The 15,656-nt window shown below is 71.7% G+C and carries 10 protein-coding genes; 6 read left to right on the top strand and 4 right to left on the bottom strand.

Annotation, left to right across the window (positions count from 1 at the left end; genetic code table 11):
• Positions 1 to 208: 208 nt before the first annotated feature.
• Positions 209 to 790 (bottom strand): TerD family protein, encoded by a 582-nt coding sequence (locus tag BL254_RS13955; RefSeq protein ID WP_076843500.1) that lies wholly within the window; start codon positions 788 to 790, stop codon positions 209 to 211.
• Between the two features lie 177 nt (positions 791 to 967).
• On the bottom strand, positions 968 to 1,972 hold the full coding sequence (locus BL254_RS26065; RefSeq protein WP_139342306.1) for a hypothetical protein: 1,005 nt from the start codon (positions 1,970 to 1,972) through the stop codon (positions 968 to 970).
• A gap of 621 nt (positions 1,973 to 2,593) precedes the next feature.
• Here BL254_RS26065 and BL254_RS13940 point away from each other — a divergent pair.
• Together BL254_RS13940 and BL254_RS13935 are read left to right on the top strand one after the other, a co-directional pair.
• Complete coding sequence (locus tag BL254_RS13940; RefSeq protein WP_047222967.1) at positions 2,594 to 2,791, top strand: ribbon-helix-helix protein, CopG family; 198 nt, start codon at positions 2,594 to 2,596, stop codon at positions 2,789 to 2,791.
• A gap of 4 nt (positions 2,792 to 2,795) precedes the next feature.
• On the top strand, positions 2,796 to 3,176 hold the full coding sequence (locus tag BL254_RS13935) for a type II toxin-antitoxin system death-on-curing family toxin (RefSeq protein ID WP_047222821.1): 381 nt from the start codon (positions 2,796 to 2,798) through the stop codon (positions 3,174 to 3,176).
• Positions 3,177 to 3,282: 106 nt separating this feature from the next.
• Here BL254_RS13935 and BL254_RS13930 read toward each other — a convergent pair whose 3' ends face one another.
• Positions 3,283 to 7,998: a cation-translocating P-type ATPase gene (locus BL254_RS13930; RefSeq protein ID WP_076843498.1), complete on the bottom strand. Its 4,716-nt coding sequence runs from the start codon at positions 7,996 to 7,998 to the stop codon at positions 3,283 to 3,285.
• Positions 7,999 to 8,610: 612 nt separating this feature from the next.
• On the opposite strand from BL254_RS13930, the gene BL254_RS27715 reads away from it, so the two are divergent.
• The 3 genes from BL254_RS27715 (at position 8,611) to BL254_RS13915 (ending at position 11,488) form a co-directional block, all read left to right on the top strand.
• Positions 8,611 to 9,117 carry a hypothetical protein gene (locus tag BL254_RS27715; RefSeq protein WP_200902400.1) on the top strand — a complete coding sequence of 169 codons (507 nt, stop codon included), beginning with the start codon at positions 8,611 to 8,613 and terminating at the stop codon, positions 9,115 to 9,117.
• Between the two features lie 763 nt (positions 9,118 to 9,880).
• Positions 9,881 to 10,240, top strand: coding sequence for a hypothetical protein (locus tag BL254_RS13920; RefSeq protein ID WP_047222823.1), 360 nt, complete (start codon positions 9,881 to 9,883; stop codon positions 10,238 to 10,240).
• A 411-nt stretch (positions 10,241 to 10,651) separates the two neighbouring features.
• Complete coding sequence (locus BL254_RS13915; protein ID WP_371390623.1) at positions 10,652 to 11,488, top strand: peptidylprolyl isomerase; 837 nt, start codon at positions 10,652 to 10,654, stop codon at positions 11,486 to 11,488.
• A gap of 262 nt (positions 11,489 to 11,750) precedes the next feature.
• Here the strand turns inward: BL254_RS13915 and BL254_RS13910 are convergent, their stop codons facing one another.
• Positions 11,751 to 13,586, bottom strand: coding sequence for a DEAD/DEAH box helicase (locus BL254_RS13910; RefSeq protein ID WP_047222825.1), 1,836 nt, complete (start codon positions 13,584 to 13,586; stop codon positions 11,751 to 11,753).
• Positions 13,587 to 14,208: 622 nt separating this feature from the next.
• Here BL254_RS13910 and BL254_RS13900 point away from each other — a divergent pair.
• On the top strand, positions 14,209 to 15,603 hold the full coding sequence (locus BL254_RS13900; protein ID WP_047222827.1) for a helix-turn-helix transcriptional regulator: 1,395 nt from the start codon (positions 14,209 to 14,211) through the stop codon (positions 15,601 to 15,603).
• The last annotated feature ends 53 nt before the right edge of the window (positions 15,604 to 15,656 follow it).

The raw sequence follows: 15,656 nt of genomic DNA, 5'->3' as shown, positions 1-15,656 counted from the left end.
CAGGGAGTCGAGGCCCCGGGCCGCCAGCGGCACGAAAAACATCATCGCACCGTCGGCGGCCCTTCAGGCGGACAGCAGGCAGACGAAACAGGCAGACGAAAACAGTGGGTGTCTCCGTAAGAGTCATCATCCGCGGAGACGCCCCACCTGGCCCGCCGAGCGCTTCGGCTGTCCTGGTGACCGGCGCCAACCGCCGGGACAGCAGCGGTCAGGAGACGTTGACGCCGAAGTCGAGGGCGATTCCCCGCAGGCCCGAGGCGTATCCCTGGCCCACCGCGCGGAATTTCCACTCACTGGAATATCGATAAAGCTCACCGAAAATCATCGCGGTCTCCGTGGACGCGTCCTCGGTAAGATCATACCGGGCGATCTCCGTACCAGTAGTCGAATCACTCACCCTGATGAAGGCGTTACGCACCTGACCGAAGGTCTGCCGGCGAACCTCCGCGTCATAGATCGACACCGCAAAGACAACCTTGGACGCCTGCGGCGCGAGCGCGGACAGTTCGACCGTGATCTGCTCGTCGTCCCCGCCACCACCACCGACAAGATTGTCGCCCAGGTGCTTAACCGCCCCGTCCGGGCTGACCAGGTTGTTGAAGAACACGAAATACTGATCGGAGAGAACCTTGCCGCGGTCGTCGACGACGATCGCGCTCGCGTYGAGGTCATAGTCGGCGCCGGAGGTCTGGCGTACCTGCCAGCCGAGACCGACGGTCACCGCACGGAGGTTAGGGGCGACCTTGCTGAGGGATACATTGCCGCCCTTGGACAGCGACACCGATGCCATGGGTGAAAGCCTAGACTGCCCGGGACACGCCCGTACACACACCCGTGCCCACACTCGCGTCCCGCCTCACGCGCACGGCCTACGGCCTACGGCCCACGGCCCACGGCCCACGGCCCACGGCCCACGGCCCACGGCGACCGTACGAGACGCCGGTGGGACACCGGCCACGCCGCACCGTCAGCCCGCACTGGCCGGCTCGGCGGCGGCCGGGCAGGAACTGATCTCAAGCGAACCGGTGGACTGCGCGCGCAGCCCGTCGAGGTCGGTGACGGTGACGGTGAACGACAACGAGCCCGGGACCGCCGACGGCCCGACCGGCCCCGACCACACCGACCAGTCCTCCGCGGCCTCGCCCAGGTTCAGCGCGCTGGTGGTCGTTCTCCCGTCGGGCAGATGAGCGACCAGGTCCACCCGGAAGACACCGGTGGAATCCGTCGCGCGCACCGACACCGTGGACACGGTCGGCCCGGCCCCGGCCGGACATCCCGTCGTGTACACAACGGCCGGGGTGACGGTCAGCGAGCCGACGGCCGGCGGGCCGGAGACCACGGCGGTCACCCGCAGCGTCCCGCCCTTCCCGTCGCCGCCGACGGTAGCGACGGCGACCGACCGGTCCAACACGCCGACCGGCGCGGCGGACCGGTCGAGGGTGATGGCGACAGCCCTGCGATCGCCCGCCGCGACCGTGCCGGTGGCCGGCACGACGGACAGCCAGGGCGGCGTGGAGGCGAACCGGAAGTCGACCGGCTGGCGACCGGTGTTGCGCAGCTCCACGGTCGCCGAGGAGTTGACCGCCCCCAGGTCGACGACACCCGTCGACAGCACGAGCCCGCCACCTACCGTGACCGCCGTGTCCCCGGAAAGAATGCGCGCGGTCCCAGCCGCCGTCACGGCGGGCTGTGGCCGCGGCTGCGTCGCGCCCGGGGACGGGCTGCCCGGCGCGCCCGCGGCCGCCACCGCCCCCGGCTGCCCCGGCGCACCCGTGGCGGCGCCGGCGGACGGCTGCGCACCGGCCGCGGATGTCGCCGCCGACGGTTCGCCGCCAGCGGCACCACCCCCCGGCTGGCGCCCCTCGATGGCTGTCACGGCGGTGTCCGGCTGTGCCCTGGCCGACTCCAGGGGGCGGAAACRCAGCCACACGCCCAGCCCGGCCGCGATCGCCAACGCCAGTGTCAGCGCCACAAGGCGCCCCCATCGAACGGGAAGAATCCGGCCCGACCGCCTCCACGGCGATCGATGCCGGCCCCCATCGGGGCCGTCGCGCCCCGCGCTCCACACCATCGAATCGAGCTTAGGTCGACGAAAGTCACCCGCGCAGCGGTTTGAACCGGTCGATCTGTAACAAAGAGCGACATTCACATGACGCCCTCGTCAACGACGATCTCACCCGGAAACGCTGACGCCAGGCGATCCTCTTTGCGGGCCGCCTGACCCCGAGCGCCACCAACTGACATCTCACCGGACATGGGTGTCGGTACGATCAGATGCTGCTCTTCTTGTCCAGTCGTCAAGCGCGCGCAGGCCGCCGATGACGCGTCGGAGCAGAGCAGGATCATGGACGTTTTCATACGCAAATGATCATAACGACCAACCTGCGATGGATCTTCCTATGTGGAATGGAAGCCGGCGTGCTTTCGCTGACTGGTCGCCACCCCGCAGCGTCAGATGCCCCTCGCTATGAAGGAACCCCTCACGGTGGCGACGGAGTCGGCGCGGGCCCGCATGAGTTGGAGGTCCGCTGGTTCCGGCCTGCGACGGAGGGCAGTTGGTGGTATCAGAGGTGATACCGTTTTTCTCGTGGCGATGACACTGCGATTGGCGGACGACGAGACGGAGGCCCTGCGGCTTCGGGCCGAGCTGGAGCAGCGGTCGATGCAGGAGATCGCCCGGCAGGCGATCCGGGAGTACATCGAGGCGCACAGCCGCGCGGAGCTGCTGGACCAGGTCCTGGACGAGGAACTCCCGCGGTACGCCGAGGCACTCCGCCGGCTCGGCGAATGATCTGTTGATCTATCTGACGCTTCCCGAACTGCTACACATCGCCGAACGGGCCCTCGGAGCGGAACCCCTGGTCAGAGACCACGGCCTGCTCGCGTCCGCGCTCGCCCGCCCGCAGGCGACGGTGTTCGGGCAGGATGCCTACCCCACTCTCGACGGCAAGGCCGCCGCGCTCCTRCACTCGCTCGCCCGCAACCACGCCCTCGTCGACGGGAACAAGCGCCTCGCCCTCGCCGCCCTGATCGCCTTCTACGGCCTGAACGGCCGCCGCCTGACCCTGACCAACGAGGACGCCTACGATCTCGTGATCAGCGTCGCGGCCGGCACACACGACTCCGTCGAAGAGATCACCGAGATCCTCGCGAAGGCGAACCAGCCCCGCCGGTGAGCCCAGGGTCTGCCGTCCGCGTGCCGGCAGTCTCAAGAGGGGGCGTGTCATCCCCGGCAACGGTTTTCAACGCCGGGCGGGCCGTCCAACCTGTTGGGAGGAACGTTCAGCCCGTCGGGAGGGATGGGCCCTCGGGAGGGACGAAACGGGCTGCGAGCGGCTCCAGCGTCATCGAGAGCAGTGTTCCGGCGGCCGAGGCGCCGATGGCGACGGCCCAGCCGGAGGGTCCGAGCGGGGTGCAGCCGAAGAACCGGCTCAGCCCGGGCGTCTGGACGACCATAACCAGCGCCGCCACCGACCCCAGGCTGCTCAGCAGCACCGACCGGGAACGCCCGCCGACGAGCAGCGTCTGGCCAAGCTGCGCCCCGACCAGCGCCACCAGCCCGACGGTGTCGGCGTGCCGGCGCCGGCCGGTGGGACGGGCGACGATCCACGCGCCGGTGGCGGCCGCGGTGGTCGCCACCGCGCGCACCGCGACCTCCCGGAGCAGCGCGCGGCCCAGCGATCTCTCCGGTCCCTCCCCGAGCAGCTCGCCGGCCCGGCCGGGATCCGGCTGGCGCAGGGCGATGGCGAGCCCGGGTGCGAGGTCGGTGAGCAGGTTGACCAGCAGCAGCTGCCGGGCCGACAGCGGGGAGGTGCCGGTGGCGAGCGCGCCGAGGAGGGTGAAGGCAATCTCGCCGAGGTTGCCGCCCACGAAGATGCCCAGCGCCTGGCGCACCGAGGCCCACATCGACCGGCCCTCGACCAGGACGTCGATGATCGTCTCCAGCCGGTCGTCGACGACCACCACGTCGGCGGCGGCCCGGGCGGCGGGGGTACCCCGTCCGCCCAGCGCGATCCCCACGTCGGCGAGCCGGATCGCAGGCGCGTCGTTGGCGCCGTCGCCGGTCATCGCGACCACCTTGCCCAGCCGCTGGTACGACTCCACCACGCGGACCTTGTGCGCCGGGGTGCCGCGGGCGACCACCGTCACCTCGGGCAGCAGCGCGTCGAGCGCGTCGTCATCCAGCGCGTCGATCTCCATGCCGGTCACCACCCGGCCGCCGTCGAGGAGCCCCAGCTCGGTGGCGATCGTCTGCGCGGTAGCCGGATGATCACCTGTGATCATCACGGACTGTACGCCGGCGTCGTGCAGCTGGACCAGGGACGGCCCGGCACCGGAGCGGACCGGATCCGACAGGCCGAGGAAACCCAGGAAGGCGAGATCATCAAGATCGTCGTCCGACACCTGCCGGCTGTGGTCGGGCATCGCGCGTTCGGCGACGGCGAGCACCCGGTATCCCCGCCGGCCCAGCGCGACGTGCTCGCGGGCCAGGCCCGCCCGGCCACGCCCGTCCAGCGGCACGTCGCCCCGGGCGGTCCGCCAGCGGGCGCACCGGGGCAGCAGCGTCTCGGGCGCGCCCTTGACGCTGAGCAGCACGGTGTCGCCGGCGTCCCCGGCGGACGTCCTTCGGGACGTCTCTTGGAGCGTCCCTCGGGGCGTCCCTCGGGAGGCCCCGAGGGAGGCATGGTAGGAGCGGCCCGGCTCGAACGGCAGCGAGGCCAGCTCCGACCAGGAGCCCAGGCCGTGGTCACGGTGGATGTCCGTGGCGGCCGCGCCCTTGGTCACCGCCCGGTCGGTGGGATGGGACAACTTGCGCCCGTTGACCCGCACCGGGGTGGCGCGCAGACCGGCGGCGACCACCTGGCGCTGCCGCTCCGTCAGCTCGCCGACGGCGACGGCACGGGTGCCGTCCGACACCATGCCCAGACGGATCTTGCCTCTGGTGAGCGTGCCGGTCTTGTCGAAGCACAGCACGTCCACCCGTCCGAGCGTTTCGATGGTCCGCGGGTTGCGCACCAGCGCGCCGCGGCCGGACAGCCGCCGGGCCGCGGACAGCTGCGCGGCCGTGGCCAGGAACGGCAGGCCCTCGGGCACCGCGGCGACGGCGAGCGCCACACCCGCGCTCAGCGTGTCGCCGGCGGGCCGGCCGCGAACGAGCCCGGAGGCGAGCAGGACCGCGGCCGCGCCGAGCACCACCGGCGCGGTGAACTCGGTGATCGCGGCCAGCCGGGCCTCGACACCGACAGCCTTGGCCGGGCCGGCGGCCGCGGCCATGCCACGGCCCGCCTCGGTGGCCGGGCCCGTCGCCACGACGGCGGCCGTCGCGGCGCCCGCGACCACGGTGGTTCCCTCGTACACCATCGAGGAGCGCTCCGCGACATAGCTGGCGGCGACCGGACGCGACGACTTCGTCACCGGCAGGGACTCCCCGGTCAGCGACGACTCGTCGACCTCCAGGCTGGTCGCCGACAGCAGCCGGGCATCGGCGGGGACGACGTCCCCCGGCCCGATCGAGATCACGTCGCCGGGGACCAGTTCCCGCGCGGTGAGCTCGACGTCGGCACCGTCCCGGCGCGCCCGGGCCCGCAGCGCGGACCGGGCGAACAGCCGGGCCAGCGCGCGATCAGCCCGCCGCTGCTGCACCGCGCCCACCAGCGCCGACATGACGGCCACGCTGACCACCAGGCCTGCGTCCAGCACCGAGCCGCTGGCGGCCGACAGCGCCGCCCCGCCCAGCAGGACCGGGGTCAGGGGGCTTGCCAGCTCCCGGGCGAGCGCGGCGAACAGGCCAGGAGCCCCCGTGCCCCCAGGGACGTCGTCCGCCCGCCGCGACGCGACCTGCGCGCTGGTCAGACCGTCCGCGGAGCTGCCCAGCCCGGCCAGGACACGCCGCGTCGAGAGCACATGCCAGGGCGTGCGCGGGATGCTCGGCGGCGGTGGGCGCCGGTCGAGCTCGCGAGCCGCCCAGACGCCGTCACCGAACGCGAGGGCACCGGCACCGTTCACCATGAGCATCGCCCGGGAAAGCAGCCGTGGGCCGGTACTGGTCAGCGCGACCAGCGCGCCGGCGCCGGAACCGATCCGGGCGAGCCGCACCGCGCGCCGGCTCACCCGGGCCGCCACGGCGGCCGCCTCCACCATCATCGCGGCGGTCGRCAGGTCCGTCCCGACGAGGACGTCGGCGCCCCAGGCCGGCGCGCCGTCGGGGCCGTCGACCCCGACCCCGCAGTCGGCGCCGCCCACCGCGGGGCGCCGGTGCGAGACGACCAGCACCCCGGCACCCGCCGCCCGCAGGTCGCCGACGGCGGCCGGCAGACGGTGCCCGCCCGGGATCACCGGGAACCCGAAGCCGTCGTCCGGGCAGGCCACGCCGCCGGCCACCCACACCGTCAGCCCGCTGCGCCGGCAGGAGGCCAGCAGCGCCTCGGCGCCCTCGGCCCGCTCGGGCACCGCCGTCACCACCGCCGTCACCGCCGTACCCTGGGCGAGGCCGAGGATCGTGTGCACCCCGGCCGCCCGCAGCCGCCGCCACTGCGCCCGGCCCGGGCCGTCGCCATCCGGGCCGTCGTTATCCGGGCCGTTGTCGCCCGAGCCGCCGTTGCCGACCAGCCGCTCGATCGGCGCGAGCGTCCAGCCGTCCGCCTCGGTCGTCGCCGCCGGATCGGTCGGCCGGAACAGCGCGTACGCCCGGACGGCCACCTCGCTCGCGTCGGCACCGGCCAGCGGGATGACCTCACCGACGGTGAACGCCGTGCCGACCAGCACGTCAGAGTCGACCACCACCGTGTCGATCCGGTCCAGCAGCCGCAGCGCCCCGGGGTTCATCACCTGCGCTCCCCGGCGCGCCAGCACAACGGTGAGCTGGTCGCAGAAGCCCTCCCGGCCAAGACCGGCGGGACGCGGGAGCATGGCCAGCGCGGCGGCGGCGGCCCGCCGCGGGCCACCGGCCAGCGCGACCGTGGCACCGAAGAGCGCCAGCAGACCCACCCCGGCGGCGTCCGCGTAGCGTTCCACCGGGCCGGCCGGAGCCGGTCGAGGCCGCTCAGGAGCCACCGGCCCGGCACCGGCCCGGTCAGGGTCCCCCAGCAGTTCGGCGCCGGCGGCGGCAAAGGCGCCCTGGCGGGCCCGGGCGGCGGCGAGGGCGTGCGCCCGGTGGACGGCGTCCAGACCGAGACCGCTGGAGCTGCCGGCCAGCCCCAGCGCGGCGGCGTTGGCCACCGCCAGGACGATGTCCGCCCGTTGCGGCCCGATCGTCCGCTCCACGACCGCGCGCAGCCGCGGCTGGGTGTCGACGACCGTGACCAGCGCGGCGAACTCCAGCGGCAACGGCGTCCAGCGGGCGACCCGGCCCACCGAGGCCACGGTGAGGGCGATCCCGTCCGCGGCGAGCGCGGCGGCCGCCCGCAGCACCACAGCCGCCGAATCCGGCAGGTCGGCGGTCCTGGGCCGTGGACCGGCGTCCACCGCGCTCTGATCATCGGCGGTCTGATCATCGGCGGTCCGGCCCTCGGCGGTCTGATTCGCGGCGGCTGCCCGCTCGGCCCGGGCTTCCCGCTCGGCCCGCTCGCCGCGGATCACGCGGACGGCGCGCTCGGCGGCCACGACCAGCTCACCCATCCGTGGGTACGGCTCGGCCAGACCGACCAGGAGCCGTCCCAGCGGCGCGTTGACCCGGGCCCACCGCACCCCGGGACGGCGCTCCAGCTCCTGTTCCAGCAGCCGCCGGCACGACGGGTGCGACAGCCCGCCGACACCGCGCACCCGCAGGCTGGCCACCCTGAGCCGGGTGCTCCCGAGGGCGCCGCCGGGACGAGCCAGCCGGCCGGCGGCCTGACCGGCGTGACCGGCCTGGTCAGGCCGATGATCGGGCTGGTCCGCGGCGGAGGGCTCCAGCCGCTCCAGCAGCGGTCCGGCCAGCAGTATCAGTCCCGTGTCGCACAGGAGGCGTCCTTCGGCCAGCACGCGTCGCGCGCCCGAGCGGGGATCCGGCAGCCGCATCGGCGGACCTCCTCACCGATCCCGTCGATCGCACCGATCCTGTCGATCACCGGCGGGGCGGTATCGACCACCGGCCGCGATGACACCCAGCCGCTGTGACACCCGGCCACCGGCAGCTGTGGCACCCGGACGGCAACAGCCGTGGCCGGCCCCCAGCTCATGGCCGACGCCGTCAGGCCACAGCCTGACGGCGCACGTCATGGCCGGCGCCGCGTCCCCCCACGGCTCGGGCCCCGCGGATACCCCCTCAACAGCCGGTACCCGGTGGCCGGCACCGTCTAACAGGCGGGCGCTCCGCCAGACGGCCGGCGCCCGCCATCGGAAGAGCGCGCCCGTCGTCACTGGAAGAACACCGCCGGACAGGTACAACCGGACGGACACCGCCCCTGGGCGAACGGGAAGAACCGGAAGAAGTACCCACGCACGGTCGCTGGACGAATGTCGCGGCAGGCAGCCGTCCTCGCGGGATGGACCAGACGTCCGCAACGGGACGAAACGTCGACCGACAGCCTCGGTTCCCGCCGAGAAATCTTCTGGAACCGACCTCGAGATCTTTTGTTTACCTGGGGTTTTCTTTTGGGGATGGTGACCTGGTAGCGGAGGGAGGGCCCGATGTCCCCCAAGACACACAATCATGTACGAGACGAAGAAAAAGAAGAAGCCGGCAGGGCGAAGAAGTACCAGGACGGACCGGACGCGGGCGACGAAACCGGAACCCCGACAGAACGATCGGAGCAGTCACGGGCCGACCAGGCGAACGGGTCCACCGACAACGGCCGGGCCCGCGGCGAGGCCGGCCGCGAAAGCGAACCGGAGGGCGTGGGTGGGGAAGGGAAGAGCGAGGCGCGAAAGCCCCACAGCGCCACGCTGCGGACGCCGTTTGCCACAGCCCGCATCGAGATCCCGCGCGCGCCGGGCACAAGCATGAAAGTGGGCCCGATCAGACTGCCGTCACCAACCCAGACCGCCTTCTACGTGGGCCTCGGCGTGCTCGCCGTCACCGAAGTCGTCGAATGGCCGGTCGCGGCGGCGATCGGAGCCGGTGCCTACATCGCCCAGCACAGTCACGCCGGGGCCGCTCCGGCTCCGAGGAAGTCGGGCCAGACCGAGGAAACGTGACGCGAAGGACAACGGACACGCACCGATGGTAGCCACCGACCGCGACCGCCGACCGCGATCACGCGAAACGGCGGACCGCCGGCGGCCACCGACTTCGTTCGGGAGCCGGTGGCCGCCGGTCGTCGCCGGTCACCTGTCAGCCGTCAGCGACGACCCGCGGAGACGATGACCCGCGGACAGGAGGATCCATTCGGACAGGAAGTATCCAGGACAGACGGTGGACGACGGGCTCAGGCCGTACGGATGGCTGGCCTGAGCCACCGCCGGAACAGCGACGAGACCAGCACGACAACCGCCGCGCTGACGAGTTCGGCCACCAGGGCCAGCACAATATCCGACACCGTGCGCTCCTCAACAGATGATGATTTTGGAATGATCGCCGTTGCCACCTTCGGCGGTACAGGTATCGCACAGGAAAGGGCGGCTGGTCTACCGGTTGCCGGCAGCGCGAACAACCTGGCCACGCAGACGAACAGAGCAGCTGGAAAGCGAGAGCCCGCGGGCGGGACCCCGCCACCTGAAGGGACCGGTCGGCCACGCGCGGAATCCATTCGCAGGATGCCGCCACCGTCCGGCGTCCCTGGCTCACCGGTCGGATGGCCGTCCAACCCGTCCTGATCGATAATAGGAAGACGATCGATAACAGGAACACGGACGACGAGCACGGAAACGACCATCGCAACGACCGTACGTTCCCTGCTTTCATTGTTCCGACAGCACTTGATATTTCAGGATTTCAGGCGGATGGAAGAAGTGGATCGCCATGACACACCGGCCGCGCGCTCGAATCGCGCAACGGGCACGGTTGGTGCTRCTGCCTCGGCGCTCCGCCCTGGAGGACTGGCTGCTTGTCACCGAACAGCGGATGATCCTTCACCGCAGGGCGCTGCGCACTCCGACCAACACCAACCTGGCCGAACTGCTTGACGCGGCGCAACGCGAGTCACAGCTCGCGGTGGCCACCGCCACACGTCTGACCAACAGGTCGGACGTCCCGTCGGACATCCCCCGAACTCCGACGGCGGAAGCCACGACGGACACACCGCGCCGACCCGAACGGCCCCAGCGACAGCGCACGGTACGGCCACCACGGAAGCGCGACGGCATCACCGTGACCCGCTGACCCGGTCGGCCCCAGCACCGAACGCCTCACGCGCGGCGGCGTCCCCGCGAGGACAGGACAGATCACCAGATCAGGTGTGGGGCGCGACGGCGCCATGGTGACGCGAGAACGGTCTCGGTCACCGTCCCTGATCCGCCCGTGGCAGTGCGACAGCGTCGCGGTGGCATGGTGCCACGGCGGTGCGGCGACCGTGATCAGGACGGTTGCGCTCTGGATCGGGCCAGTAGCGGGATCGTGACAGTTAACACCATCTGAAGGTTACGCACAGCTTTCACACAGCCGGACTCGGCACGATACCGGTGCGGCGGCAACGGGCGGATCGTGACTACCTACACTTCCCTTGACTGTGCACTCGCCAGTGGCGGAACAACGCCGCGTATCCGCAGTGATGGACAGGGAGGCCGACAGGTGGTGACGTCCAAGACGCGCCGACAGCGCGATCTCGCCGCGGCCAGGGCCGCCCGACAGGCCGCACGCCGGGCCGCCTCACGGCGTCGACAGCGCAGGGTAACAGCGGCCGTCTGCGTGGGCGCCCTGATCCTGCTGACCGGCGGTATCACCGCGGCACTGCTGGTCACCGGCGACGACGACACCGCATCCCTGTCGCCTTCGGCGACATCGCCCGCGACGGAGCCATCCGCGGCGGCCCCGGCCGTCACGACACAGGTCGGCCCCTGCACCTACACCTCGGACGGGCAGAAACCGTCCAGACCRCTCAGCCTGCCCGCGGCAGCCGACACGGTGGACCACTCCCCCGCCACGATGACCATCAACACGAACAAGGGGACGATCAGGGCCGCGCTGGACGCGGAAAAGGCGCCCTGCACCGTCCACGCCCTGCTCACGATGGCGAACGCCAAGTACTTCGACAACACCACCTGCCACCGCGAAACCACCCAGAACATCTTCGTGCTCCAGTGCGGGGACCCGGACGGCACCGGTATGGGCGGCCCGGGCTTCGCCTACGCCAACGAGAACACCGACGGCGCCAGGTACACCCGCGGCGTCATCGCCATGGCCAACGCGGGCCCCGGCACCAACGGCAGCCAGTTCTTCATCAACTACCAGGACCCGAACGAGGACGGCGTGCAGGCACTGGCCACCAACTACACGGTCGTCGGGAAGGTGACCGAGGGCCTGTCCGTCCTCAACGCCCTCACCACCCCCGGAGTCGAAGGCGGCGCCCCCGACGGCGCCCCCGCGAGCAAGCCCCAGATCCTCACCCTCACCATCACCCAGGGCACCTGACCCCCAAAAACCTCCCCACCCACCCTCACGACAAGCCCCACCCACCCTCAGCAGCCGCCAAGGATGTGAATCCACTGCTGCTATGACAGCAGCGCATTCACATCGTTGACACCCCAAACCCCCCAATCACCGGCAAAAGCCCCGACGCACCCCCCTTCCCCTTATCGATCATCATCAGATGATCGATAAGCCCACGTAACGGCCAACCCCTCCGCCAGGGGCCCCCAAATAGTGGTGAAAGCCACTATTTGGGGAAAGGCCGCTATTCGGGGAGAGTCCAGCGGCGGACGGCGTCGATGCGGGCGCGTAGCTGAGCGGCGGTGGCCTGGGCGGTTGCCGGGCCGCCGCAGGTCCGTCGCAGTTCGCCGTGGATCGCCCCGTGCGGGCGGCCGGTGCGGTGGTGGTGGGCCGCGACCAGCCGGTTGAGCTCCCGGCGGAGTTCGGCGATCACCTCGTGGGTCGGACGGTTGTCCGTGGCCTGTGCGTCCGGGCCGTCCGCCTCGGCGGCGCGGGCCGCCGGGACCGTCTGCCCGAAGGCGCCCCGGGCGGCGCGGCCGGTGGGGTCCTGGCGGGCCTCGGTGCGCTCCTGCCGGCGCCGGGCGGCGAGCTGGGCGGCCTCCCGTTGTTTGAGCAGGACGGCGACCTGGTCGGGTTCGAGCAGGCCGGGCAGCCCCAGGAAGTCCTCCTCCTCGGCGGAGCCGGCGGCCGCCTGGGTGCCGAACTCGCCACCGTCGAAGATGACCCGGTCGAGATGTGCCGAGGAACCCAGCGCGGTGAAGGACCGCTCGGGCAGGTCGGGGACGTCCCGGCGCCGGTTGGCCTCGCGCAGCGCGGCGTCGTCGAAGGCATCCGGTTCACGCAGGGGCTTGTCCAGCGCGTGGTCACGCTGGACCTCCATCTCGCCGGCGAGCGCGAGCAGCGTCGGGACGCTGGGCAGGAAGACGGATGCGGTTTCCGCCCGGCCCCGGCCGCGGACGAACCGGCCGACGGCCTGGGCGAAGAACAGCGGCGTGGCCACGGAGGTGGCGTAGACCCCGACGGCCAGGCGCGGGACGTCCACGCCTTCGCTGACCATCCGGACGGCGACCATCCACCGTTGCCGCGACTCCCGAAAATTCGCGATCTTCGAGCTGGCGGAGGGGTCGTCGGAGAGCACCACCACCGGCTCGGTGCCGCTGACCCGGCGCAGGATCCCCGCGTAGGCGCGGGCGCTGGCATGGTCGCTGGCGATCACCAGCCCGCCGGCGTCCGCCATCCCGCCGGCCTGAATCTGGGACAGCCGGGTGTCCGCGGCTGCGAGGACGGCGGGGATCCAGTTGCCGCGGACGTCGAGCGCGGTGCGCCACGCCGCGGCGGTCTGCTCGTTGTTCAGCGGCTCGCCGAGCCGGGCGGACAGCTCGTGCCCGGCGCTCGTCCGCCAGGTCATCTCCCCGGAGTAGGCCAGGAACAGCACCGGACGCACCACTCCGTCACGCAGCGCGTCGGCGTAGCCGTAGGAGGAGTCGGCGACGCTGCGCGTCACACCGTCCGGCCCGGGCAGGTAGGTGACGAACGGGATCGGGTTGACGTCCGACCGGAAGGGGGTGCCGGTGAGCGCGAGGCGCCGGATCGCGGGGGTGAACGCCTCCCGGACGGCGTCACCCCAGGACAGGGCATCGCCGGCATGGTGGATCTCGTCGAGGATCACCAGAGTGCGACGGCGTTCGCAGCGCAGCCGGTGCAGCGCGGGGTGCGCCGCCACCTGGGCGTAGGTGAGCACCACGCCGGTGTAGTCCGAGGAGGTGGCCCCGGCGGTGTTGCGGAAGGCCGGGTCGAGGGAGATACCCACCTCCGCCGCCGCGTCGGCCCACTGCCGTTTCAGGTGCTCGGTCGGCGCCACCACTGTGATCGCACGCACCACGCCGTCGCGTAGCAGGTCGGACGCGACGCGCAGCGCGAAGGTCGTCTTGCCCGCGCCCGGGGTGGCGACGGCCAGGAAGTCGCGTGCGCCGGAGCCCGCCCGGGCCCGGTAGATCGCAAGGGCAGCCTCCTGCCAGGCTCGTAACGGACGGCGATTCGCCGGGGGCGGTGAAGCGTCATCGAAAGGGCCTGCACTCACAGGACAGACTCTACGGGCTGCCTGCCGCGGGCCGTCACCGGATCTCACCGAGCGCGCTCAGGGCCATCCGCTTCCCGCCGACGGGCACCGCTGGCAACATCCGACATCACCGAATGTGCCGGAATCCACATACCTGTGTACCGGTGCCGGCCGGTGTGCTTCCCCGGTGCGCGCCGACGGGCGGCCGGACGCTGTTCTCCGGCGTCCGCTCTCCGTCATCCCCGCGCTCCGGCATCCGCACACATTCAGTAAACGGCGGCCGTCGGAGCACTGGCATGCCATCAACCGTGCCATCAACCATGTCGCCAGCTGTGCCGCCAACTGTGCCGCCGACGACAAAACCACCGGGAAATAATTCCGAAACGCACGGGCCGGGCCGTCGGAGAGGAGCCGTCGCCCACGCAAAGGCCGCCGTCCGGACGACGGAACGACGTGGTGCCGCCGTCCGGCCGCTGGACAACCAGATCACGACGACGCAACGGACGGCGACGCCCGGCAGCGGGGCCGCCGCCGGTGACCACCACGGACGGTGGGAGGGCGGCCACCCCGCGGACATAAGGCCATGGATAAACTCTTTTACCGGGGGGCTATACGGGAGTTGGCGGACAAGGAAAGGCAGACGATGACTCCGGCGAGCAGGGCCCTTACGACTGCCGTTTCCCGACCACCCGCACGCACCCCCAACATCCGGCTGCGAAACTGCCGGGAGGAACGGGGCTGGTCGCAGGAACAACTGGCCATGGAGCTGCGCGGCTTCGCCGTCAGCCGCGAAGGACGTGAGGCCGGGGTCACCGGCAACATGATCTGCAAGTGGGAGAAAGGCGACAAGAAGCCAAGTCTTCGTTACCAACGGCTTCTGGGAGCTCTCTTTCAGCGAACATCCGGGGAGCTCGGGTTCATCGAGAACGACACCGCCGGCGCTACTGGCGCTACCAATATCGTCGGTACTGTCGGTGACATCGCGGCCGGACCCAGGCCGGAACATGCGTCCGGGCCGTCACGGCCGGGGGCGGAACAGCGCCCCTTTCTCCGGCTGGTCGCGGCGGCCGAGGATGCCACGACGGCATCACCCGGCGCCCGGCCGCCATGGGAGCGGCTTTCCGCGGCGTTGCGGCAGCAGGCCGTGGCCACTCCGTCGGTCGTCGACAGTCTCTCCGCCCGCACCGCCGGCCTGTTCGGGCTGGAGGAGCGGGTGCCGGCCCATCGGCTGATAGAACGGGTGACCGCGCATCTGGCCGCCCTCAGCCGTCTCCTGGAGGCCGCACCGCGCTCGGCGGTGCGCCGGGCGCTGGCTGTCACTGCCGGTGAGACCGCCGCGCTGGCCGGCTGGCTCGCCTTCGACATGCGCAACAGTGCCCACGCCCGCGCCTATTACCACGTCGCGGCCGAGGCCGCCCAGGAGGCCGGCGACGACGCCCTGCTGGCATGCGTGCTCGGCTATGAGAGCTTCCAGCCGAGCATGAACGGACGGCCGGACAAGGCCTGTGCGCTGCTGGCCGAGGCCCAGCGTCACGCCGAGCGCGGCGGCAGCCCGATGACCTGCGCCTGGCTGGCCGCCCGGGAGGCGGAGGAACAGGCCCACCAGGGGGACAGCGACGCGGCGCTGCGCGCGCTCGACCGCGCCACCGACGCCTTCGGCCAGGCCACCCCGGCCGACGACCGGGTGTGGACGCAGTTCTTCGACCGTTCCCGTCTCGACGGGATGAAGGTCACCACCTTCACCCGGCTGCGCCGTCCGGACGCGGCCCGCGCGACCGCCTTCGAGGGGCTGCGTACGACCAGCCCCACCACCACCAAGAAGCGTTCCCTGCTGCTGGGCGCCGTCGCCGAGGTGCACATTCAGCAACGGGAGATCGAACAGGCCTGCCAGTTCGCCGCCGACGCCCTGGCGATCGTGGCGCAGACGGACTTCTCGCTCGGCCTGACCCGCGTCCTGCACATCCGTGATCATCTGTCGCCCTGGCGTGACGTCCAGGCAGTGCGTGACCTCGACGAACAGCTGCGGGTTCTGATCTGAACGCCGGTGGCCGGCGGGAACGGGCTCCCACCGGCCACCGGCGACACGCGGAT

It is taken from the genome of Protofrankia sp. BMG5.30, from assembly GCF_001983005.1.
Taxonomy (GTDB): domain Bacteria; phylum Actinomycetota; class Actinomycetes; order Frankiales; family Frankiaceae; genus Protofrankia; species Protofrankia coriariae.
This window is presented reverse-complemented; position numbering and strand designations above follow the sequence as displayed.